The organism is Nocardiopsis sp. CA-288880 (assembly GCF_050955985.1).
In the GTDB taxonomy this organism is placed as follows: domain Bacteria; phylum Actinomycetota; class Actinomycetes; order Streptosporangiales; family Streptosporangiaceae; genus Nocardiopsis; species Nocardiopsis tropica.
On record NZ_CP192105.1, the window covers coordinates 5,335,229 to 5,358,359 of the forward strand.

The 23,131-nt window shown below is 75.8% G+C and carries 17 protein-coding genes; 13 read left to right on the forward strand and 4 right to left on the reverse strand.

The annotated features are described in order from the left end of the window. Nucleotides 1–94: 94 nt before the first annotated feature. From ACQPYD_RS23090 to ACQPYD_RS23115, 6 genes are read left to right on the forward strand one after another with little or no spacing between them, the layout of a single operon-like run. A complete protein-coding gene (locus tag ACQPYD_RS23090) occupies nt 95–1,477 on the forward strand; it encodes an MFS transporter (protein WP_433697656.1) in 1,383 nt (460 codons plus the stop codon). After that, nucleotides 1,474–2,547, forward strand: a complete 1,074-nt coding sequence (locus tag ACQPYD_RS23095) for an L-idonate 5-dehydrogenase (protein WP_433697657.1) — start codon at nt 1,474–1,476, stop codon at nt 2,545–2,547. Before ACQPYD_RS23090 ends, ACQPYD_RS23095 begins: the two co-directional genes overlap by 4 nt. After that, a complete protein-coding gene (gene manD / locus ACQPYD_RS23100) occupies nt 2,544–3,755 on the forward strand; it encodes a D-mannonate dehydratase ManD (protein ID WP_433697658.1) in 1,212 nt (403 codons plus the stop codon). Before ACQPYD_RS23095 ends, manD begins: the two co-directional genes overlap by 4 nt. After that, nucleotides 3,752–4,693: a PfkB family carbohydrate kinase gene (locus tag ACQPYD_RS23105; protein ID WP_433697659.1), complete on the forward strand. Its 942-nt coding sequence runs from the start codon at nt 3,752–3,754 to the stop codon at nt 4,691–4,693. Before manD ends, ACQPYD_RS23105 begins: the two co-directional genes overlap by 4 nt. Continuing rightward, nucleotides 4,690–6,147, forward strand: a complete 1,458-nt coding sequence (locus ACQPYD_RS23110; RefSeq protein ID WP_433697660.1) for a mannitol dehydrogenase family protein — start codon at nt 4,690–4,692, stop codon at nt 6,145–6,147. Before ACQPYD_RS23105 ends, ACQPYD_RS23110 begins: the two co-directional genes overlap by 4 nt. Further along, complete coding sequence (locus ACQPYD_RS23115; protein ID WP_433697661.1) at nt 6,144–6,764, forward strand: bifunctional 4-hydroxy-2-oxoglutarate aldolase/2-dehydro-3-deoxy-phosphogluconate aldolase; 621 nt, start codon at nt 6,144–6,146, stop codon at nt 6,762–6,764. The genes ACQPYD_RS23110 and ACQPYD_RS23115 overlap by 4 nt, the downstream gene beginning before the upstream one ends. Nucleotides 6,765–6,983: 219 nt before the next feature. Here the strand turns inward: ACQPYD_RS23115 and ACQPYD_RS23120 are convergent, their stop codons facing one another. The 3 genes from ACQPYD_RS23120 to ACQPYD_RS23130 form a co-directional block, all read right to left on the reverse strand. After that, the gene (locus ACQPYD_RS23120; RefSeq protein ID WP_433697662.1) at nt 6,984–8,036 is read right to left on the reverse strand and encodes a hypothetical protein; all 1,053 of its coding nucleotides are present in this window, start codon (nt 8,034–8,036) and stop codon (nt 6,984–6,986) included. Nucleotides 8,037–8,411: 375 nt separating this feature from the next. Continuing rightward, complete coding sequence (locus ACQPYD_RS23125; RefSeq protein ID WP_433697663.1) at nt 8,412–9,014, reverse strand: DUF1707 SHOCT-like domain-containing protein; 603 nt, start codon at nt 9,012–9,014, stop codon at nt 8,412–8,414. A gap of 222 nt (nt 9,015–9,236) precedes the next feature. After that, entirely contained in the window at nt 9,237–10,412 is a 1,176-nt protein-coding gene (locus ACQPYD_RS23130) for an MFS transporter (protein ID WP_433697664.1), read from the reverse strand. Between the two features lie 234 nt (nt 10,413–10,646). Here ACQPYD_RS23130 and ACQPYD_RS23135 point away from each other — a divergent pair, with 234 nt between their 5' ends. After that, entirely contained in the window at nt 10,647–10,883 is a 237-nt protein-coding gene (locus ACQPYD_RS23135; RefSeq protein WP_433697665.1) for a hypothetical protein, read from the forward strand. Nucleotides 10,884–10,995: 112 nt separating this feature from the next. Here ACQPYD_RS23135 and ACQPYD_RS23140 read toward each other — a convergent pair whose 3' ends face one another. Continuing rightward, nucleotides 10,996–12,015 (reverse strand): LacI family DNA-binding transcriptional regulator, encoded by a 1,020-nt coding sequence (locus ACQPYD_RS23140; RefSeq protein WP_433697666.1) that lies wholly within the window; start codon nt 12,013–12,015, stop codon nt 10,996–10,998. Between the two features lie 114 nt (nt 12,016–12,129). On the opposite strand from ACQPYD_RS23140, the gene ACQPYD_RS23145 reads away from it, so the two are divergent. The 6 genes from ACQPYD_RS23145 to ACQPYD_RS23170 all read left to right on the forward strand — a co-directional run bounded on the left by ACQPYD_RS23145 (nt 12,130) and on the right by ACQPYD_RS23170 (nt 22,934). Further along, nucleotides 12,130–13,245 (forward strand): Gfo/Idh/MocA family protein, encoded by a 1,116-nt coding sequence (locus ACQPYD_RS23145; RefSeq protein WP_433697667.1) that lies wholly within the window; start codon nt 12,130–12,132, stop codon nt 13,243–13,245. A gap of 16 nt (nt 13,246–13,261) precedes the next feature. Next, a complete protein-coding gene (locus tag ACQPYD_RS23150; RefSeq protein ID WP_433697668.1) occupies nt 13,262–14,167 on the forward strand; it encodes a PmoA family protein in 906 nt (301 codons plus the stop codon). Continuing rightward, on the forward strand, nt 14,164–14,916 hold the full coding sequence (locus tag ACQPYD_RS23155) for a cupin domain-containing protein (RefSeq protein WP_433697669.1): 753 nt from the start codon (nt 14,164–14,166) through the stop codon (nt 14,914–14,916). Before ACQPYD_RS23150 ends, ACQPYD_RS23155 begins: the two co-directional genes overlap by 4 nt. Nucleotides 14,917–15,387: 471 nt before the next feature. Then, nucleotides 15,388–17,628, forward strand: coding sequence for a heavy metal translocating P-type ATPase (locus ACQPYD_RS23160; RefSeq protein WP_433697670.1), 2,241 nt, complete (start codon nt 15,388–15,390; stop codon nt 17,626–17,628). A gap of 380 nt (nt 17,629–18,008) precedes the next feature. After that, nucleotides 18,009–18,995, forward strand: a complete 987-nt coding sequence (locus ACQPYD_RS23165) for a sporulation protein (RefSeq protein ID WP_433697671.1) — start codon at nt 18,009–18,011, stop codon at nt 18,993–18,995. 231 nt (nt 18,996–19,226) lie between these two features. Next, complete coding sequence (locus ACQPYD_RS23170) at nt 19,227–22,934, forward strand: AAA family ATPase (RefSeq protein ID WP_433697672.1); 3,708 nt, start codon at nt 19,227–19,229, stop codon at nt 22,932–22,934. The last annotated feature ends 197 nt before the right edge of the window (nt 22,935–23,131 follow it).

Sequence of the window (23,131 nt, forward strand, 5' to 3'; positions counted from 1 at the left end):
ATACCAGTGCTTGTATGCCAGTTGCCACGACGTTCACACCCGGTTTCCCGGCGATGTCACCGCAGGTCGAAGCCGCCCGACGAAGGAACCTCCCATGACCGAACAGGCGCCTCCCACCCCCGTGGGGCAGGGCGAACGCAGCACACGGGACCTCACGAAGGCCTCGGTCTCCGGATGGCTGGGCACAGCCATGGAGTTCATGGACTTCCAGCTCTACTCCCTGGCCGCGGCCCTGGTCTTCAACCAGATCTTCTTCCCCGACCTCAACCCGGCGGTCGGCCTGATCGCGGCGATGGGCACCTACGGCGTCGGGTACGTCGCCCGCCTCGCCGGCGCGGTCTACTTCGGCCGGATGGGCGACCGCCTGGGGCCGAAGAAGGTCCTGTTCATCACCGTCGCGCTCATGGGCGTCTCCACCACGCTGATCGGCGCCCTGCCGACCTACCAGCAGGTGGGGCTCCTGGCCCCGATCATGCTCGTGTGCCTGCGGCTGGCGCAGGGCTTCGGCGCGGGCGCCGAGATCGCGGGCGCCACGGTGATGCTCGCGGAGTACGCGCCCGCCCGGCGGCGCGGGTTCATCGCCTCCCTGGTGTGCCTGGGGACCAACTCCGGAACCCTGGCCGCCTCGGCGATCTGGGCCGTCCTGGTGTTCGCCCTCTCCGAGGCCGAACTGCTGGCCTGGGGCTGGCGCATCCCGTTCCTGGCCAGCTCCCTCCTCCTGCTCCTGGCCCTGTGGATCCGCCACTCCGTCAAGGAGAGCCCCGTCTTCGAGCAGCGCGAGGACATCGTCGACGGTGTGGCCATGACCCGCGAGGAACTCGCGGCCACCGCCGTCGAGAAGGACAGGAGCAGCCTGGAGGCCGCCCTCCACCAGCGCAAGGGCCGCGCCTTCCTGATCGCCCTGGGCCTGCGCTTCGGCCAGGCGGGCAACTCCGGCATCGTGCAGACGTTCCTGGTCGGCTACCTGAGCGCCACCCTGCTGATGGACGGCTCGGTCGGCACCTCCGCCATCGTGTACGGCTCCCTGCTCGGCTTCGTCACCGTCCCCCTGGTCGGCGTGCTGGGCGACCGCTTCGGCCGCCGCCCCCTCTACTTCTGCCTCACCGTCGCGAGCATGCTGTTCGCCGTGCCCATGATGCTGATGATCAACTCCGGCGACGTCGTCCTCGTGACCGTCGCGATGGTCGTCGGGCTCAACCTCTCGGTCCTCGGCCTGTTCTCCGTGGAGAGCGTCACCATGGCCGAGCTGTTCGGGGCGCGCACCCGCTTCACCCAGCTGGCCCTGGCCAAGGAGATCGGGGGCGTCCTCGCCACGGCCATCGGCCCGGTGCTCGCCGCGACGCTCACCGCCGTGACCGGGTCCTGGTGGCCCCTGGCCGCCATGATCATCGCCTACTCGCTGATCACGCTCGTCTCCACGTACCTCATGCCCGAGGTGCGCGGACGCGACCTGGTCCGACTGGAGGACGCCGTATGAGGGCCGTGACCGTCCACGGGGCCGGAGACCTGCGGGTCGACGAGCGCCCCGACCCCGTCGCCCCGGAGGGGCACGTGGTCGTCGCCGTCGAATGGGGCGGGATCTGCGGGTCCGACCTCGCCTACTGGCGCCACGGGCGCTCCGGCACCGCCGTCCTGCGCGACCCCCTGGTCCTGGGACACGAGATCGCCGGACGCGTCGCCCGGGTCGGCCCCGGCGTGAGCGGCGTCGAGGAGGGCCTGCCCGTCACCGTGCACCCGGCCGAACTCGTCGGCGACGGGCGCATGCCCGAGAGGCTGGCCGGGCGCACCAACCTGTACCCGCGGGTGCGGTACTTCGGATCGGCCGCCTTCCACCCGCACACCGACGGCGGCTTCAGCGAGTTCAGGGCGGTGCGCGCCGAGCAGCTGCGCCCCCTCCCCGCGGGGGTCGGCACCCGCGAGGGGGCTCTGGCCGAGCCCCTGGCCGTGGCCCTGCACGCCGTGTCCCGCGCCGGGGACGTCGCCGGCAGGGAGGTCACCGTGAACGGCGCCGGGCCCATCGGCTGCCTCGTGGCCGCGGCCCTCAAGCACGCCGGGGCCGGACGGGTCACCGTGGCCGACATCAGTCCCGCGTCGCTGGCGGTCGCCCGGGCCATGGGCGCGGACGGGCTCCGCGACGTCTCGCTCGGCGAGCCGCTCCCCGAGGACGCCGAGATCGTCATCGAGGCGTCCGGGGCGCCGGGGGCGCTCGGCCCCGTGCTGCGCTCGACCGCCCGGGGCGGGACGGTCGTCCAGGTGGGCAACCTCCCCGGCACGGAGGCCGCCGCGGTCCTGGGCGACCTCGTCACCAGGGAGATCACGTGGAAGGGCTCCTACCGCTTCTCCCACGAGATCGACGACGCCCTCACCGCGATGGCCGAGGGCCTCGACGTCCGCCCGCTGATGACCCACACTTTCCCCCTGGGCCGCGCCGAGGAGGCGATGCGGGTCGCCGCCGACCCCGCCTCGGGAAGCAGCAAGGTCATGCTGCGGTTCGGCCCGGACCCCGACCCCACCGACCCCGCACACCCCCGGAAGGACCACCTGTGAAGATCACGGACGCGCGCGTCGTCGTCTCCTCACCCGGCCGCAACTACGTCACCCTGGTCATCGAGACCGAGGACGGCGTCACCGGCGTCGGCGACGCCACCCTGAACGGGCGCGAGCTGTCGGTCGCCTCCTACCTGCGCGACCACCTGTGCCCGCTCCTCATCGGCCGCGACGCGCGCCGCATCGAGGACACCTGGCAGTACCTCTACAAGGGCGCCTACTGGCGGCGCGGCCCGGTCACGATGACCGCGATCGCGGCCGTGGACGTGGCCCTGTGGGACATCAAGGGCAAGGCCGCCGGGATGCCCGTCTACCAGCTGCTCGGCGGCGCCGCACGCGACGGCGTCATGGTCTACGGCCACGCCAGCGGCTCCTCGCTCGAGGACCTGTCCCAGGACTTCCAGCGCCACCTCGACCTGGGGTACAAGGCGATCCGCGTCCAGTCGGCGGTGCCGGGCCTGGACAAGACCTACGGCATCGCGGGGGCCGGCGGCCGGGTGTACGAGCCCGCCAACGCCAACCGGCCCCAGGAGGACTCCTGGGAGACCTCGCTCTACCTCGACTTCGCGCCGGAGATGCTCCGGCACGTCCGCGAGGAGTTCGGCTACGGCGTGCACGTGCTCCACGACGTCCACCACCGGCTCAGCCCGATCGAGGCGGGCCGCCTGGGCGCGGCGCTCGAACCCTACCGGCCGTTCTGGATCGAGGACCCGACGCCGGCGGAGGACCAGTCGGCCTTCCGCCTGATCCGGCAGCACACCACCACCCCCGTCGCGGTCGGCGAGGTCTTCAACTCGGTCTGGGACTGCCAGCAGCTGATCACCGAACGGCTCATCGACTACATCCGCACCTCGGTCTCCCACACCGGGGGCATCACCCACCTGCGCCGCGTGTTCTCGCTGGCGGACCTGTACGGGGTGCGGTCGGGGTCCCACGGCGCCGGGGACCTGTCGCCGGTCGCCATGGCGGCGGCGCTGCACGTCGACCTGAGCATCCCCAACTTCGGCATCCAGGAGTACATGGGCCACACGGGGCCACACGAGGAGGTGTTCCGCACCGGCTACACCTTCTCCGACGGGTACATGCACCCGGGCGAGGCGCCGGGCCTCGGCGTGGAGTTCGACGAGGAGGCGGCCTCCCGCCACCCCTACGACCCCCGGTACCTGCCGGTCAACCGGCGTCTGGACGGAACGGTGCACGACTGGTGAGCGCTCACGGACTCGACGTCGTCGTCCTGGGGGAGATCCTCCTGGAGGTGGCCACCGACGAACCGGTGGCCCACGGGATCCCCGCACGCCTCGGGGTGTCCGGCGACGCCCTCAACGTCGCCGCGGCGGCCGCCCGGGCCGGCGCCCGGACCGGCCTGGCCGCGGTCCTGACCGACGACCCCCTGGGGCGGTCGATCGCCGACCGCGTCGCCGAACTGGGGGTCTCCACGGCGCTGCTGCGCTTCCGCCCCGGACAGCAGGGCGTCTACCTGGTCCACAGCGACCCCGAGGGGGAGCGGGCGTTCTCCTACGCCCGCAGCGGGAGCGTCGGATCGACGCTGTGCCCCGCCGACCTGGACGAACAGGCCCTGTCCGCCGCCGGGGCGGTCGTGGCCTCGGGCATCGCCTGCGCCGTCTCCGGGAGCGCGCACGAGGCCGTCCGGGCCGCGGCGCGCCTGGCCCGCAGGTTCGTGTTCGACCCCAACCACCGGCCGGCGCTGACCACGCGGGAGGCCGCGGCCGCGGTCCTGGCCGAGTTCGCGCCCCTCGCCCACCTCGTCACCCCCTCCCATCCGGGGGAGACCTCGTCCCTGCTGCGGAGCGGCTCCCCGGCGGAGGCCGCCCGGCGCCTCCTGGAGGCGGGGACCCGGCACGTCGCGGTGACGTGCGGCTCGCGCGGCGTGCACCTGGCCACCGCGGAGGGCGAGACCTGGGTCGACGCGGTCCCGGCGCCCGTGGTCCTGGACCAGACCGGCGCCGGGGACGCGTTCCTGGGAACCCTGGCCGCGCGCATGGTCCTGGGCGACGGGTTCGCGGACGCCGCCCGGCTCGCCGCGGCCGCCGCCAGCCTCAACGTGGGCGGCCGCGGCGGGACGGGGCTGCTGCCCACCCTGGAGCAGGCGCGCGCCCACGCCGCGCGGACGGGAGCACGGCGATGAACAGGCTCACACCGGCCTCGCTCGTCCGCTCCGGGCGCTCCCCGTCCCTGGACCGCGGCGCCCTGCGCACCGGGGTGGTCCACCTCGGCGCGGGGGCCTTCTTCCGCGCCCACACGGCCGTCTACACCGAGGACGCCGTGCTGGCCACCGGGGACACCTCCTGGGGGATCAGCGCGGTGACCGGGCGCTCGGCGCGCGTGTGGGAGCAGATGGCCCCGCAGGACGGGCTGTTCACCGTCACGGAGCGCGGCCCGGGGAGCGGGGCCTCCCGCGTGGTCTCCGCCGTCACCGAGACGCTCGCCGGGCCGCGCGACCCCCTGGCGGTGGTGGAGCGCATCGCGGCCCCGGGCACCCGGGTCGTGACCCTCACCGTCACCGAGAAGGGCTACCGGGCCGACCCCCTTACCGGGCGCCTGGACGTGCGGGACCCGGCGGTGCGCGCGGACCTGGAGGGCGCTCCCCCGCTCACCGCGGTCGGCCGGATCGCGCGGGGCCTCCAGCTGCGCATGCTCCGCGACGCCGGCCCGGTCTCCGTGGTCTCCTGCGACAACCTGTCCGGGAACGGGGACCGCCTGGGGTCGCTGGTCGCGGACTTCGCCGACGCCCTGCCCGGGGCCGAGGGCGAGCGGCTGCGGGCCTGGACGGCGGAGTCGGTCTCCTTCCCCGACACGATGGTCGACCGGATGGTCCCGGCGACCACGGCGGAGGACCTCGACCTGGTCGAGGGGGCCCTGGGCCTGCGCGACGAGGCCGCCGTGATCGCCGAGCCCTTCCGCCAGTGGGTGGTCGAGGACCGCTTCGCGGCGGCCCGGCCCCCGTGGGAGCGCGCGGGGGCGCTCCTGACCGGCGACGTCCGCCCCTGGGAGGAGGCCAAGCTCCGCGTCCTCAACGCCGGCCACTCGCTGCTGGCCTACCTGGGGCTCGCCCTCGGACACCGCACCATCGCCGCGTGCGCGGCGGACCCCGTCGCGGCGGAGGCGGCGCACCGGCTCGTCCACGAGGAGGCCCTGCCCTCGCTGCGCCTGCCGGACGGCCTCGACGGCCCCGCCTACGCGGAGTCGGTCCTGGCCCGGTTCGCCAACCCCGCCCTGGGCCACACGACCGCCAAGGTCGCGGCCGACGGCTCCCAGAAGCTCGGGCCGCGCCTGCTCCCCACGGTCCGGGCGGTGCTGGACCGGGGAGGCGAGCCCCGCTGGAGCGCCCTGGCGGTGGCGGCCTGGATGCACCACGTCGCCGCGGCCGGCCCCCGGGTGGAGGACCCCCTCGCCGCCGTCCTGGCCGGGCTGCTGCCCGACCGCAGGCGCGCGGCGGACGTGGTCCCCCGGCTGATGGAGGCGGGGATCTTCCCCGGGGAGCTCGTCGCCGACGGGCTCTTCACCGGGCTCGTGGCCCACTGGTACGGGGTCATCGACTCCGCGGACACCCGCGCGCTGGGCAAGGAGATCGCGCTGTGACGCCGACGGAAACCGTCCTGGACCGCTCTCCGGTCATCCCCGTGGTCACGGTCGAGGACCCCGGCCGGGCCGTCCCCCTGGCGGAGGCGCTCCTGGCGGGCGGCGTGGGGGTCGTCGAGCTCACCCTGCGCACCCCCGGGGCCCTCGCCGCCGTCCGCGCGGTCGCCCGCGGGGTGCCCGGCATGCTCGTGGGGGTCGGGACGGTGCTCACGCCCCGCCAGGCGGACGACGCCGTCGAGGCCGGGGCCGACTTCCTCGTCACCCCGGGCACCACGCCGGGCCTGCTGCGGCACCTCGCCCGGAGCGGGATCGCCGCCCTGCCCGGGGTGGCGACCGTGAGCGAGGTCCTGGCGGCCCGGGAGGAGGGGTTCCTGGCGCAGAAGGCCTTCCCCGCCTCGGTCCTGGGCCCGGGGTTCCTCCGGGCGGTGGCCGGGCCGGTCCCCGACGTCGTGTTCTGCCCGACGGGCGGGATCACGGCCGACAGCGCCCCCGACTACCTGGCGGCGCCCAACGCGGCGTGCGTGGGCGGGAGCTGGCTCACCCCGCCGGACGCGGTCCGGGAGGGTGACTGGGAGCGCGTCACCCGGCTCGCCGCCGGGGCGGCCGCGCTCCGCTGACCCGGCGCCCGTCCGGAGGCGGCGGCGGTTCCGGCCGGTGTCCCGGCGGCTCCGCCGCCGCCGGAGCGGGCCCCCTTCCGAGGGCCTCAGGACGGTGGCGGCGGGACCGGGCACGGGGCCCGCCCCTCCTCGCGGGCACGCAGGCGCGAGGGCGGCGGCACCACCGTGGAGTCCGGCGACCTGGCCCCTCCTCGCCGGCGCGCAGGCGCGAGGGCGGCCTCACACTCCTGACCCGGGTGCTCGCCGCCCCTCCTCCCGGGCGCTCAGGCGCGCGTAGAGCACGGGGAGCGCGGCTCCCACCGGCGGCACGGCCGCCAGGGGGAGCAGGACGAGCGCGATCGCGGCCGGGAGGTAGTGGACCAGGGTCGCGGTGGTGAACCTGTTCCCGTCGCTGAGCCGCATCATGGCCTCCCCCGCCGGGGCGGCGAGGGGCGAGGCGGCGGCCAGGAGGAGCATGAACGCGATCGCGACGGCCGCCGCGATCAGCAGCCAGAGGCCGAGGGTCCCCGCCCGCGCGCCGCCCGTCAGCCTCCACGAGCGGCGCAGCGCCCCCGCCGTCCGGACGTCCTCGAACACCACGGCGGAGGGGGCCAGGGAGAGGCGGACCACGAGGTAGGGGCCCACGCACCCGGCGGCGAGGGGCAGGCCCAGGCCCACCGTCCAGTCCGCCGCGCCGAAGCCGGTGAAGGGGGCGCCCGGCCGCTCGATGCCGGGGATCAGGTCGCTCGCCAGGGAGTCGAACAGGAAGGCCCCCGCCAGGACGGCTACGACGACGCACAGCCCGACGGCCAGCTGCGTCGCGAGGACGCGGAGCATGTACGGGCGAGCGCGCCGCCACAGGCCGCCGTCGGGCGGGGTCCGGCGGCCGGGCGGGGCGTCCCGCACGGCGACGGCGTGCGCGGTGTACAGCAGGGTGAGGACCGCGGCCGCGAGCAGGAGCAGCAGGGACACCACGAGCATCCCGTTCAGCGTGAACGCGACGTCGATGTCGCCCGTGGCGGAGAACGGGGGGACCTCCGCCTCCTGGTTGGACCGCACGCGCTCCCGCAGGAGCTCGAAGGCGTCCCAGGTCAGGGCGAAGCCCAGGACCGCGATCGCGGCCACGCCGCAGGCGGCCAGGGCCGTCACGGCCAGGGCGGAGCCGTACAGGGGGCGCCGGAGGCGGACGGTGGTCGCCAGCGCCTCCCCCAGCAGGCCCGGGGCCTTGCCCGCCTCGGGGGCCTCGTCCTCCCCCGGGACCGGGGCGACCCGGTCCTCCGCGCTGCCCGCCATGCCGGCCCCGTCCCTCGTCTCTCGCACCGGAACGGCCGGGGCGCGACCCGGTGGGGCCGCCGCCGCACCGGTCCGGTGGTTCGGTGGTCCGCTGCGCCGCGCACGTCCCGATCGCGTGCCCGGTTCCGGGGGGATCAGCGGGTTCGGCACGATACCAGCCGGTCGGCGGGCCCGGGACCTGCCGGGGCTGCCCGCGCGCGGCGGTCGAACGGTCCCGGCCCCTCCGGGGCCGCCGGGCCCCGCGCGACAGGGCGGTGGGAGGCAGGACGGCGGGAGGCAGGACGGCGGGCGGCGGCACGCGGGCGCTACGGCGCGACGGCGCGAGGGCCGCCGGCGGACCCGGGTCCCGCACCGGTCGCCCGGCACGGGCCCCGGTCAGCCCTGCAGCTTGCGCCGTTCCCAGCGGTTGGGGTGGCGGACGACCACGCCCGCCATGCCGCCGGAACCGGTGAGGCGGATCAGGGGGGTTCCCGGAAGCCGGTCGGGAGCGGTCTTGTCCTTCAGGCCGCCGAAGCCGGGGTCCATTCCGCCGGTCTCCGCGGCCCAGCCGTCGGGAATCACGACCGTGACGCCGCCCGCCTCCCCGTACGCCTCCACCACGACCTCCCGGAGGCGGCACTCGGCCCGGGAGAAGTCGATCTTCACGCCCCCCATGCCTCCGCGGGCGATCACGTGCCCGGGGACCTCCCAGTGCCCCGGGCCCCGGGACGCGCCGTGCATGCCGCCGTTGAGCTCCAGCGGCGGCAGGTCCACGGCGGACTCCGGCCTCGGCAGGTCGGCGGTCAGGGCGGCGAGCTCGTCGTGGGTCTTGGAGCTCAGCGCCTGCTCCAGGCGCGAGTCCAGCTCGTCGAGGTCGATGCGGCCCTCGGCCGCCGCGTCGCGCAGCTGCTCCACCACCGCTTCCCGGTCGTCGTGGGAGGCGCGGAGCCCTCCTGTGGGGGCGGGGCGCGGAGAGGGTTCCGAAGGCTGGGAGGTCATGGCAACAAGGATAGACGGCGGACCGGGACGGCACTGCCGACCGCTGTCCGGTCCGCCGGGAGTTCCCGCGGGTGCGCGAGGGCCTCCTCGCGTACACGGGCGGAGGCGGCCGGCACGCGCGGAGGCGCTCCGTCCGCCGCGCGCCGGCCGTCCCCGGCAGGTACGAGGGCGGTGCCGCACGGGGCGACCCGGTCGGGGCCGTGCTTCCGTCGCGGCCCCCGCTCAGGCGGCCGTGACCGCCGCCGCCAGCAGGACCGCGGCGGAGAACAGCAGCGCCCCGGGCGCTCCGGCGGTCCCCGCCATCGCCGCGGCGGCGGCGGGGATGGCCACCTGGCCGAGCCGGTTCCCCCAGATGCGCAGGGCCAGGGCCGCGCCCTTCGCCTGCTTCGGCGCCGCGGTGGCGACCTCCGCCATGGTCAGGGGCTGCCCCAGCCCCAGCAGGAACCCGCCCGCGACGAGCACGGCCCCCAGGGCGACCGGCCCGCCGCCGGGCACCGCGACCAGCGCCAGGGCGAGCGCCGCCACGGCGGTGCTCGCCACGATCAGCTGCTTGCGCGACCAGCGCGTGAGCAGCCGGGAGAGCATCAGCCGCGAGAGCAGGGAGCTTCCCGCCCGCAGGCTCAGCAGGACCCCCACGAGCACGGGCGGGATGCCCCGGCTCTCGGCGATCAGCGGGAGGTACGCGGTGAGGATGTCCACCGCCGAGAGCAGGGCCAGGCTGGCCAGGAGCGCGGACGGCATACCCGGCCTGCGCAGGAGGGACAGGGTCGGGACGGGCCCGGGGGCGACGCCCCCGGAGGGGGCCGGGGAGCGCAGGCGCAGCAGGAAGAGGATCGGCAGGAAGCCCAGGACGGCGGTGGCGCAGGCGATCACGAGCGCCGTCGACGTGGCGGAGAGCAGGGCCGGACCGGAGGCGTCGGCGAGGACCGCGCCGGAGATCAGCGGGCCGGCGAGCTGGCCCAGCGACGCGGCGGCCGTGAACCAGCCGAAGTCGCGGTCCAGGTTCTCCGGCGGGGAGAACCGCGCGATGAGTCCCTGGCCCGCGACCATGCACAGCAGGTGGCCCACGCCGACCACCGTGCTGGCGACCGCGAGGGAGACCAGGCCCGTCGTGACCGCCAGGAACACGCAGCCGACGGCCAGGATGAGCGCTCCCAGCCCGACGATCCAGGCGGTGCGCCGGGCGCGGTCCGTGGACCGGCCCAGGGGGACCGCGATGAGCAGGGGGAGCAGGGCGTACGCGGCCGTGACCAGGCCGACCGCCACCGCGTCCCCGCCGATGGCGATGGTCCGGTAGGAGATGAGCGGCCGGGCGAGGTTGAGGGCGGTGTGGGTCAGCACCACGCTTGCCAGGAGCGGCCACAGCCATGCCTGTCCCGGTGACCGCCCGACCCCCATGAAGCCCCCTTCAGACAACCGCTTTCATCACATGCACACCAAGAGTCCCAATAGACACAGAAATCGCAGGTGCGAGCGGATCATCCCATGACACCCCTTGCGTACCGGCGAGCGGCCCCGGCCCCGGGGCGGCTCCGCCCATGCCCGCGGGGCTCCGGCGGGCCCCGGCGGCGCCCTCGGTCTCGATGGAGGTCGAGGTTCCGGCGTCTTCCGGAACACCCGAGGAGCGCACCGGTGGCCCCCGTGACCGGAGCCACCGGGAACATCGGACGGGTCCTCCCGAGGGAGCCGGCCGAACGCGGTCCGGACCGGCCGCGCGACCTCGCACGCGACGCCGCGAACGCGGGCCTCCCCGGGGGCGCGGAGGCGGACGGGCCGCTCCGGATCCACGGCACGGTGGAACCGGCCACCGGCTCCCCGGCGGCCCCGTTCGAGCGGTGCGCCCCGGCGAACGCCGCCGCCTTCCGCTGAGCGGTCGGCCGCGCGGCGGGGACGACGGAAGCGGGAGCCGCCCGGAGGGCTCCGCCGAGCGCCGACCCGCAGCGCCGCTCGGCGCTCGGCGCTCGGCGACCCCGGTGGGGCCCTACCGGGGCCGCAGCGGAGCAGGACCGGTGGACTCGCGCCAGACGATCCTGTTGAGCGGCCCGTCCGACAGTTCGGGCTCGGTCCCCCGGACCGAGGCGACCAGTCGCTCCATGGCGTCACGGCCCAGCCGCTCCCGGTCGACGTCGACCGTCGTGAGCGCCGGGGAGAGGTAGGCGCCCACCGGGTTGTTGTCCCATCCCGTCACGCTGAGGTCGTCCGGCACGCCCCAGCCGCGTTCGAGGGCTCCGCGGACCACCCCCGCGGCGACCACGTCGTTGGCCGCGATCACCGCGGTGACCCCGCTGCCCTCGGCGAGGGAGCGCACGGCGTCGCGGCCGGATTCGGCCGACCAGTCGCCGTCGACCACGCCGTGGGACTCCAGGCCGAGGCGCTCGACCGTCCGGAGGAAGGTCTCCTTGCGCCCCCGGGCGGAGGCGAACAGCAACGAGCCCGACACGTGCAGGAACCGCCGGTGCCCCGCCGCGGCCAGGCCCGCGACGAGGTCGGCGACGACCGACCCGTCCGCGAGTTCGCCGATGCCGCGCATCTGGTCGTCGTACCCGGCGCAGACGACCACGGGGACTCCCCCGGCCGGCATCCGTTCGCCCTCGCGGACGACCGGGGCCAGGGACAGGACGCCCTCCACCTGCCCGGAGTCGGCGAGTTCGAGCACCCGTTCGGCGCGCGCGCCGGAACCGCCGTCCACGCTCTGCACCTCGACGGCGAACCCCGCCGCGCGCGCGGCGGCGATGGCCCCGAGGAGCATGCGGTCGGGGCTGAAGGAGCCCAGGCCGGGCAGCAGGACCGCGAGGCGCCCGGTCCGCCGGGTGCGCATCGACCGCGCGATGAGGTTGGGCCGGTAGCCGAGCTCCCTGACCGCGGCGCCCACGCGCTCCCGTGTCGACTCCTTGAGCCCGCCCTCGGAGCGCAGGTACCGGGAGACGGTCTGGTGGGAGACCCCCGCGAGGCGGGCGACCTCCATGATGGTGGGCCGACGCGGCGTCCCGGACGTGGACATCTGGCCTTCTTTCGCGGGCGGGGAGGGTCTTGACGCGCGGCGCCAACGCTCATACCTTAGGCCGTGCCACAAAAAGTGAACGTTCACTATTTCTCCCACCCCCCAGGAGCACCCGTGACCGGTTCCAGACCCCCGATCCGTGTGGCCGTCGTCGGCAGCGGCGCGATAGCCACCGGCAGGCACCTCCCCGCCCTCGCCGCCATGGGCGGCCGGGTGGACGTGACCGCCCTGGCCGACCTCGACGGAGCACGCGTGGAGGCGGCGGCGGACGAGCACGGCGTCCCCGGCAGGTACACGGACGTCCACGCCATGCTCGCGGCGGAGTCCCCCGACCTCGTGATCGTCTGCACACCGCCCTCCGCCCACAAGGGCGCGGCCGTCGCCGCCCTGGACGCCGGGGCCTGGGTGTGGTGCGAGAAGCCGCCCGCCCTCTCCCTCGCGGAGTACGACGAGGTCGTCGCCCACGAGGGGGACGGTGCCGGCCCCTTCGCCAGCTACGTGTTCCAGCACCGCTTCGGGTCCGGCGCCGAGCGCTTGCGCCGCCACATCGCCGAGGGCACCCTCGGCCGCCCCCTCGTCGGGGTGTGCCACACGCTCTGGTACCGGGACCCGGCCTACTTCGAGGTCCCCTGGCGCGGCCGGTGGGAGACCGAGGGCGGGGGCCCGAGCATGGGCCACGGCATCCACCAGATGGACCTCGCGCTCTCGCTGCTCGGCGACTGGTCCGAGGTGACGGCCTCGATGTCCACCCTCGCGCGGTCCACCCGGACGGAGGACGTGTCGTCGGCGATCGTGCGGCTGGAGTCCGGCGCCACGCTCTCCGTCGTCAACAGCCTGCTCTCACCCCGGGAGACCAGCTACCTGCGCTTCGACTTCGAGGACGCCACGGTCGAGCTGGAGCACCTCTACGGCTACGACAACACCCACTGGCGCTGGACCCCCGCGCCGCACGCCGCGCGGGCCGGGTCGGGCGCGTCCTGGCAGCCGGAGGAGGACGTGCCGAGTTCCCACCGGACCCAGCTCGCGGCGCTCCTCGACGCGATGGAGCGCGGCGAACGGCCCCGCGCCGGCGGCCACGACGGGCGCCGGGCCCTCGAACTCGTCGCGGGCATGTACCGGTCGGCCTTCCTCGGCGGGACGGTGCGGCGCCGGGACCTGACCCCGGACGACAGCTTCTACCACTCCATGCACGGGGGCGACGCGGCCAGGGCCGCGGCAGCCCTCACCTGACCCGAGGCGAGGACCAGTGCCCGACACGATCACCCTGTCCAAAGACCCCGACACGCTCACCGTCACGGCGGCGGGAACCGAGATCGCCCGCTACGTCCTGCGGCCCGACGCCCCGGCGGTCGAGGCCCCCAAACCCTTCCTCCACCCGCTCCGCACCCTCGGCGGCGCTCCCCTGACGGCCGTGCGGCCGTGGGACCACCGCTGGCACAAGGGCCTGCAGATGACCTGGTCCCACGTCTCCGGGCAGAACTTCTGGGGCGGGCCGACCTTCGTGCGCGGCAGCGGCTACCAGTGGCTCGACAACGCCGGGACGATCCGCCACGAGCGCTTCGAGGCCGTGGTCGAGGGCGACGGCGAGGCCGCGTTCACCGAGAGCCTCTCCTGGACGGCCTCGACCGGCGAGCGGTGGATCGGGGAGAGGCGCACGCACCGCTTCCACGCCGTGGACCCCGCCCGGGGGATCTGGGCCCTGGACTTCGCGACCTCGCTGACCAACGTGCGCGGCAGCGCCCTCGAACTGGGCAGCCCCACCACGCACGGCCGCGACGCCGCGGGCTACACCGGGCTGTTCTGGCGCGGTCCGCGGTCGTGGACGGGGTGCGACGTGGTGAGCGCGACGGGGGTCACCGGGGGCGACGTCATGGGCACCCGGTCCGACTGGATCGCCCTGACCGGACAGCACGACGAGATCGACGGAGGGGCGACCGTCCTCTGCTTCGCGGGGACGTCGAGCGGCACGGCGCCCATCCGGTGGTTCGTGCGCTCCGAGCCGTTCCCCGTGTTCAGCCCCTCGCCGTCCTTCGACGAGACGGTCGTCCTCGAACCGGGCGGCGTCCTGGACCTGCGCCACCGTCTGGTGTTCGTCGACCGGATGTGCGCCTCCGACGAGGTCGGTGCCCTCGCGGCGGAGTTCGCGCCGTGAGCGCCGCCCCGGGGTTCCCCGGCGGGGCGGCCGTCAGCAACCTCCGGGTCTACGACTGGGAGGCCGCGGACGGGCTCCACGGCGGCACGCCCCACATGCACACCGCCTCCTCCGAGGCGTACGTCGTGGTCGCCGGCCGCGGAGAGGTCCACACCGTCACCCCGGAGGGGAGCGCCGCCGACGCCCTGGCCCCCGGGACGGTCCTGTGGTTCGGTCCGGGCACGGTGCACCGCCTGGTCAACCACGGCGGGCTGGAGATCACCACGGTCATGCAGAACGCGGGCCTCCCGGAGGCGGGCGACGCCGTCTTCACCTTCCCGCGCGCGGTGCTGGCCGACCACGCGGCCTACGAGGCCGCCGCCCGCCTCTCCCAGGACGCCCCCGAGGAGGAGCGGGCGGCGCTGGCCCGGGCCCGGCGCGACCTCGCCGTGGAGGGGTACCTGGAACTCGTCGCCGCGGCCGGGGAGGACGGCGGGGAGGCCCTCCGGGAGTTCCACCGGCTCGCGGCGGAGATCGTCCGCCCTCGGGTGGAGGCGTGGCGGGAGATCTGGCGCGAGGGGGTGGAGCGTGAGGCGGAGCTGACCCGGCGGCAGCTGGCCTCGTTGGAGCGGGGCGACCCCGGCGCCATGGCGGAGGCGGCCGTGGTGCGCACCGAACCGCTTCCCGGGCCGCGGCACTTCGGCATGTGCGGCCGGCTCCGCAAGCGGCGGCCGGGACCCTCCGGCGGTGCGGACGGCCCTGCGCGCTGACCGGGCGCGCCAGCGGTGCGGCGGGGCCGCCGACGACCGCGCGCCCGTGGCCGGGCCCGACGCCCGGCCGCCGCGCCGGGTACGCGATCGCGGCGCAGAACGGAGAGGGCCGCGGCCCCTCCCGTCCGCGGCGCCCGCCCGGCCCCGGGCAGGCGCCGCGGACGGCGTCCGGACCGAGGGGGTACGGCGGTGGGCCTCGGAGAGGCAGGACGCCGGGCACGGGGCGATCGGTTCGGCCCGGCCTCAGGCGGCGCCGCGGCCCCCGCGCCAGGTCCTCCGGGGGCTGCGAGCCGGGACGGCGGCCCCGGCGGGGCGCGGGCCCCGACCCTGAGGGACGTGCGGGCGGAGGCCGTGGGGTCCGGACGACCGCCCGGCCCGGGCCCCTCCGACACGACACGGGCCGGAACGACACAGTGGAACAAGGGACCACTTTCCTTGTCAGATACCCCCTAGGGGTATACCGTGGGCGCCATGGACGAGACACCGCGAGAACACGACCCGCACCACGACCGCACAGGCCCCGCGGAACACACCGGGCACGCCGCCCCCGACGACCGCGCACCCCGCGCGGACCACTCCGACCACCCGGACGACGCCGCTACCGCGGGACACGGACAGGGCGGGCGCCCCGGATCCGACCACAGTGGACACGCGGGACCCTCGGACCACTCCGAACACGGAGGGCACTCCGGGCACGCGGGCCACGGCGACCACGTGGGCCAGTTCCGGCGGCTGTTCTGGATCATGCTGGTCCTGGCCGTTCCCACGGTCGGCCTGAGCACGATGTTCGCCTCCATCGCGGGCTACCCGGTTCCGGAGTTCCCCGGAGCCGGATGGGTCTCACCCGTGCTCGGCACCGTCATGTACCTCTGGGGCGGTCGCCCGTTCCTGACGGGCGCGGTCGACGAGATCAGGGCTCTCCGGCCGGGCATGATGCTGCTGATCGCCCTGGCCATCACCGTGGCCTTCTTCTCCTCCTGGGGGGCGAGCCTGGGCGTCCTCTCCCACGAGCTGGACTTCTGGTGGGAGCTGGCCCTCCTCGTCGTGATCATGCTCCTGGGACACTGGATCGAGATGCGCTCGCTGGCGCAGACCTCGTCCGCGCTGGAGTCCCTGGCGGCGCTGCTGCCCGACGAGGCGGAGAAGGTCGTCGGCGACGAGGTGGTCACCGTCGCCCCCGCCGACCTGGTCCTCGGTGACACGGTCGTCGTCCGCCCCGGCGGGCGGGTCCCCGCGGACGGCCTGGTCACGGAGGGCACCGCGGACGTCGACGAGTCGATGATCACCGGTGAGTCCCGCCCCGTCAGCCGGGGCCCCGGGGACCACGTCGTCGCCGGAACCGTCGCCACGGACACGGCGCTGCGGGTGCGGATCACCGCCGTGGGCGAGGACACCGCGCTCGCCGGCATCCAGCGCCTGGTCTCCGACGCCCAGAGCTCCTCGTCGCGCGCGCAGCGCCTCGCGGACAGGGCCGCGGCCTGGCTGTTCTGGTTCGCGCTGGGCGCGGCGGTCCTCACCCTCGTCGCCTGGTCGCTCCTCGGAGCGCCCGAGGACGCCCTGGTCCGCACCATCACCGTGCTGGTCATCGCCTGCCCCCACGCCCTCGGGCTGGCCATCCCGCTGGTGGTCTCCATCGCCACGGAGCGGGCCGCCAGGGGCGGCGTCCTGGTCAAGGACCGCATGGCGCTGGAGAGCATGCGCACCGCCGACACCGTCCTCTTCGACAAGACCGGAACCCTGACCAAGGGCGAGCCCGCCGTCACCGACATCGCCCCCGGCGCCGGGCTCGGCGAGGACGAGCTCCTGGCCCTGGCCGCCGCCGTGGAGGCCGACAGCGAGCACCCCCTCGCCAGGGCCGTCGTGGCCGCCGCGCGCCGCAGGGGCGTCGACGTGCCCCGGGCCACCGACTTCCGCGCCTCCACCGCCGTGGGCGTCTCCGGCACCGTCCGGGGCCGAAGGGTCGACGTGGGCGGTCCCGGCATGCTGGAGGCGCACGGCGCCGAGGAGATGGCGGTCGCGCACACCTGGAAGGACCGGGGCGCGATCATCCTGCACGTGCTGTCCGACGGGGAGGTCGTCGGCGCGCTCGCCCTGGCCGACGAGGTCCGGGAGGAGTCCCGGCAGGCGGTGCAGGCCCTGCACGCGCTCGGCATCAGGGTCGTCATGATCACCGGGGACGCCGAGGCGGTCGCGAACTCCGTCGCCGCCGAGCTGGGCATCGACCAGGTCTTCGCCGGTGTCAGGCCCGAGGACAAGGGGGCCAAGGTCGCCGAGCTCCAGCACGGGGGGCGCAAGGTCGTCATGGTCGGGGACGGCGTCAACGACGCCCCGGCGCTCGCCCGGGCCGACGTCGGTCTGGCGATCGGCGCGGGGACCGACGTCGCGATCGCCTCGGCAGGGGTGATCCTGGCCAGTGACGACCCGCGTTCGGTCCTGTCGGTGATCGAGCTGTCGCGGGCGGGGTACCGGAAGATGCGGCAGAACCTGTGGTGGGCAGCCGGGTACAACCTGGTGTCGGTGCCGCTGGCCGCGGGTGTGCTCGCCCCCGTCGGGTTCGTGCTGCCGATGGCCGTGGGCGCTGTGCTGATGTCGCTGTCGACGGTCGTGGTCGCCCTGAACGCGCAGCTGCTGCGCCGGCTCGACCTCCGTCCGGAGGCGAGCACGGAGGCCCTGCTCCGGTCGGCCGGCACGCGTGAGCGGATCGGGGCGTAGGCGTCGGCCCGACACGTCCGGCGGCCGGCCGCTCCGGCGGGACCCGGTCCGCGCCCGGAACCCCGGGTCCGCGGGGGCGCGTCCGCCCTCCTGCCGGCACGGCCGTCCGGGAAGGCCCCGGGCGCCGCGGTTTCCGGTCCGGCTCCTCCACCGTCGTCCCACCGCACGGGAACGGGGCGGCGCCCGGGTCGCGCGTGGTCCGCGCGCCCCGGCCGCCGCCCCGTTCCCATTTGGGACGTCCCCGAAGCGGCGGTCCCCGGAGACTCCGCTCCCCCGGCGGAACCGGGCCGGGAGGCCCCGCGTTCGCAGGACGTGACGAGCCGTTCGGCGCCCGCGCCCGCGGGCGATCCCACGCACGCGGCCCTCCCGGAAGGACATCCATGGTCTTCAAACGTCTGCTCGCGGCCTTCGGCATCGGCGGGCTCAGCATCGACACCGTCGTCGAGAACCCCCACACCCGTCCCGGCTCCGCACTGGAGGGGCGCGTCGAGCTGAGCGGCGGGGACGGGGACGCCGAGATCGCGGAGATCGTCCTGGCCCTGGTCGTCAGCGCCCAGGACGGCGACGAGCACGAGGGCGTGGAGTTCGCCCGGGTCCCGGTGGCCTCGGGGGTCCGGTTGGCGGCCGGGGAGACCCTGTCCGTCCCCTTCGCCTTCGGCATCCCGTGGCAGACGCCGCTCACCGAGGCCGGGGGCGGGCCCCTGCCGGGCGTCCTGGTGGGCCTGCGCACCGAGGTCGTCGTCGACGGCGCCTCCGACAAGGGCGACCTGGACCGGCTGCACGTCCATCCGCTGCCCGTGCAGGAGCGCGTGCTGGAGGGTCTGGCCCTGCTCGGGTTCGGGCTCGGGTCCACCGGTGTGGAGGGCGGCTACCTGGCGGGGACGGCGCAGGAGTACCCGTTCTTCCAGGAGTTCGAGTTCCACCCCTCCGAGCGGTACGCCCACGAGATCGGCGAGGTCGAGATCGCGCTCGTCCCCGACCCGGAGGGCGTGTCGGCGGTGGTGGAGTTCGACCGCCGCGGCGGGATGTTCTCCGAGGGCGGGGAGGTGCACAGCGGGTTCCGTGTCGGGCACGACGACGCCGACCGCCTGGACTGGGCGGGGACGCTGGACTCCTGGATCGAGGAGTCGCTCCGGCGCCACCGCGAGCTGTTCGGCGGACAGCACCACGGCTACGGGGAGCACTACCACGGGGAGGAAGAGGAGCGCGGCGGCGGCATGCTCGGCGTCGTCGGCGGGGCCGCCGCGGGTGTCGTGGGCGGCCTGGCCGCGGGCTACGTGGTGTCCGAGATCGTGGACGGGATCGGTGAGGACTCCGACGGGGAGGAGCAGGCCGAGGAGGAGGAAGAGGAGTCCGACGAGGAGTGACCCGGCCCCGGGGAGCACGCGCGGGCGGGGGACCCTCCCCCGCCCGCGCGGGACCGCGGAGGGCCGGAGGGGGGTACGGGCGCAGCGGGCCGCGGGCGGTGCCGCACGGGCGGCCGTGTGCGGGGGCGCCGCCCCGGCACAGGCGGAAAATGTCTGTCGTCCCCGGTAACCAGGACCGTATCCTCACACGGCGTCAACGCCTGTCCCGCCCCCTCCCCCGAAGGAGTCCGTGTGTCGGCGATCCGCCTGCCCGAGCACCTGGAACTGCTGCTCACCGACGAACCCGTCCTCGACATCTACGAGTACGGGCCGTGGCGGGTGCCGAACCGGCTCGTCGACGAACTCGTGGAGCTGTTCGACCTGGTCATCGAGGACCCGCGCGGCCGGGAGTTCCCGCCGGGGCAGCCCTCCGGCACGGAGCAGCAGCGGCACAAGCGCCTCCGGGGCGACGTCGTCGACCACCTGGTCACCCTCCAGGGGCCGCTGCGGGTCGTCGGCGGCAGCAGCTCGCGCATGCCCTCCATCCTCATCGGCCGCCACTCCACCGTGGACGACCTGAGGTCGCAGTCCCACCAGTGGCTCCTGGACACCCTGACCATGCCGCCGTGCTACGGCCTGATCGAGGTGGCCAAGGAGCGGGAGCACCGCCGCACCGCCTTCGCCCTCATCGGCGACGTCCTGGACGCGGCCGAGGGCGTCGAGCCCTGGGAGGAGCGCCGCCGGGCCTGGCGGGACCTGCTCGACCGGCGTGCCGCGCACCCCGCCGACCTGGAGTTCGACATGTCGGCGAGCCCCCGCGACCTGCGGACCGCCTGGGCGGCGGCGATCGACGCCGAGCACTTCCCGCGCATCCCCGAGTTCGCGCCGCCCGCGCGGTTCCTGGCCTGGGCCCACGAGAGGTTCGCCCCCGCTCACGCGCGGCTGGCCGCGGTCGCACACGACGTCCCGTCGCTGTCCGACACCCTGGTGGACCTGTGCCTGGGCCTGCGCCTGTACGGCCTGCCGCCGATGACCGGCTCCCTCCTCGGCCCCGGCGAGTACCGGGAGCTGTCGGCGGACTTCGCCGAACGCAGGAAGGCGTTCGACCTGTCCGCGTGGCAGGACCGGGTGCGCACCTGGCTGTGGCAGGGCGTCGTGGCCGGGGAGGCCGACGCCTGCCGGACCTGGCTGGACATGGGCACGCGCTGCGCGCTGGCCCTGAGCTCCAGCGGCAACGAGGTGCGCAAGTCCAACCGGTTCAGCAGCCCCCTTCCGGTCAGCGGGTTCCAGACCGACCTGCGCCGCTACTGCCGACCGCCGAGCACGCCCGTGACCGTTCCGGGGCTGCCCGGCGCGGACGGGCCGGAGCAGGCCGCGCGGCCGCGCACCGCGGACCCGGCCCTCGGCCCCACCCCGCTGGAGCGGTTGGACGCGCTGGTCGGCCTGGAGGAGGTCAAGCGGGAGGTCCGGGCCGTGGCCGCCGAGGCCGAGACCGCGCGCCGCCGGGCGCACGCCGGGCTGTCGGTCGCCGCCCCCGGCAGGCACATGGTGTTCGCCGGGGCCCCCGGCACGGGCAGGTCCACGGTGGCCGGGATCATCGGGTCGCTCTACGCGGACGCGGGACTGCTGCGCACGGGCCGGGTGACCGAGGTGGGCCGGGCCGACCTGGTGGCCGACCACTCCGGCGGCGTGGCCGAGCGGGTCGCGCAGGTGGTGCGCGGCGCCCTGGGCGGGGTGCTGCTCGTGGACGAGGCGGCGGCGCTGGCCGGGTCCGAGAGCGGGCGCAACCCGGGCGCCGACGCGCTGGCGGCGCTGGCGCGCAAGATGGACGAGCACGCCGACGAACTGGTGGTGGTGTTCGCCGACACCGAGCAGTCCCTCGGCCGCCTGCTGTCGGCCCACCCGCGGCTGGCCGCCCGGATCGGCCGACGGCTGTCGTTCGGTGATCCGACCGGCGGGGAGCTCACCGCGATCTTCGCCGCCATGGTGGAGGACGGGGGCCTGGAGGCCGACCCCGAAACCTTGGCCAGGGCCGGGAGGCTGCTGGAACGCCTCGCGCGCGGCCGCGGTTCCGCCGGTGCCCGCACGGCCCGGATCCTGCTGGACCGCGCCCTGTCGCGGCAGGCGGTCCGGGTGGCGGCCTCGCCCGCCGGTTCTCCGGCGGGTCTGGGGGCGGGCTCCGACGCCTCGGACGGCGAGACCGACCGGCTGCGCCGCCTGCTGGCCGAGGACCTGCCCGAGAACCCGGAGTCGGTCGCCGCGGTCCCCGTCGGACGGGGGACGTCGAAGGTTCCGGAGGACCCGCTGGCCGAGCTGGACGCGCTCGTCGGCCTGGAGGCGGTCAAGCGGGAGGTGCGGCTGTACGCGGCCGAGGCCGAGGCCGACCGGCTGCGCGCCGCCTCCGGGGTCCCGGTGTCCGCGCCGGCACGGCACATGGTGTTCACCGGCAGCCCGGGCACGGCCAAGACGATGGTCGCCCGGATGCTCGGCGCGGTCTACGCGAAACTGGGCCTGCTGTCGTCCGGGCACCTGGTGGACGTCTCGCGCGGCGACCTGGTGGGCGAGTACATCGGGCAGACGGCGCCGAAGGTGGAGCGTGTGGTGCGCGGCGCGCTGGGCGGGGTGCTGTTCGTCGACGAGGCGTACGCGCTCACCTCCTCGACCTCGACCAACGACTACGGGGCCGAGGCGGTCGCGACGCTGCTGCGCCTGGTGGAGGACCACCGCGACGACCTCGTCGTGGTGGTGGCCGGGTACCCGGAGGAGATGGCGCGGTTCCTCTCCTCCAACCCCGGCCTGGCGTCGCGGTTCCCACGTCACCTCTCCTTCCCCGACTACACCGACGACGAGCTCGCGGAGATCTTCGGGGTCATGGCTCGCGAGGCCGGGTTCGCGCTCGGCGCGGGCACGGCCGAACGGGTGCGCCGCCTGCTGCGGGCCACGGGGCGCGACCACGCGTTCGGCAACGCGCGGCTGGTGCGCAACCTCCTGGAGCGTGCGACCGCCCTGCAGGCCGAGCGCATCACCGACGGCCGGAAGCGGTCGGCCGACGAGTTGCGCGAGCTGCTGCCCTCCGACCTCCCCCTGACTGCGGGCTCCCGGATCGGCGCCCCCGCGCAGGAGGACCCCCTGGCCTCCGCCGAGCGGCTCGTCGGCCAGGAGGCGGCCCGGCGGGAGCTGCGCGCGCTGGACGCGCGGGCCGGGGTGGAGGAGGCCCGCCGCTCGGCGGGGATCACCGTGTCGGGCGCGATCGACCACATGGCGCTCCTCGGTCCCGCGGGTACCGGGCGGGCGACGTTCGCCGAGCTCGCCGGAGCGGTGTGCGGCCGCCGTGGGCTGCTGTCGTCGGGACATGTGGTGCGGGTGGGACGGGAGGAACTGCTGGGGGCGATGCCCGGGCAGAGCGCACAGCTGACCGCGTCGGCGGTGCGGTCGGCGCTGGGCGGGGTGCTGTTCCTGGCGGAGGCGCACACGGTGCTGGCCAGACCCGGCGCCGACGCGTCGGTGGACGAGTCGGTGCGGGAACTCGTGCGCCTGGCGGGTGTGCACCGGCACGACCTGATGGTGGTCGTGTCCGGCTCCGCGGAGGGGCTGCCGGGCCTGCTGGAGGCGCGTCCGGAGCTCGACGCGCTGTTCACGCGGAGGCTGCGCTTCGCCGACCTGTCCGAGGAGGACCTGGCGGAGGTGTTCTCCGGGCTCGCCCGGGAGGCGGGGTTCCGCCTGGCCCCGGGGACCGCCGGGGCCGTGCGCGGGCTGCTGCTGCGCGGGCGGCCGGAGTCCCCGTCCAACGCCCGCCTGGCGGAGGACCTCTTCGAGCGGACGGCTCGCGCCCAGGCGGAGCGGGTGGCGGGGCTGGACCTGGGCGACGGGGACGTGCTGCGCACGCTCGCCCCGGAGGACGTGCCCGCCGGCCTGCCCGGGCACGGGACCGCGTGGACGGGCGCGGGCCTGTACCTGTAGGGAGCGGCCGCGGGCCCCGGCCCGCGGCCGCTCCTCCCGCACAGGGCGCGGGCCCTCCGGGGCCGGGCCGTCCCGGAGGGCCCCACCGGCCCCGGACCCGGCCGTCCCGGAGAACCGACCCCGGCCGCGGGGGCCGGGGCGGCATCCGAGCACGTCGCGGACGCGACCGGCGGGGCTGCCCCCGGTCGCGGGGGACG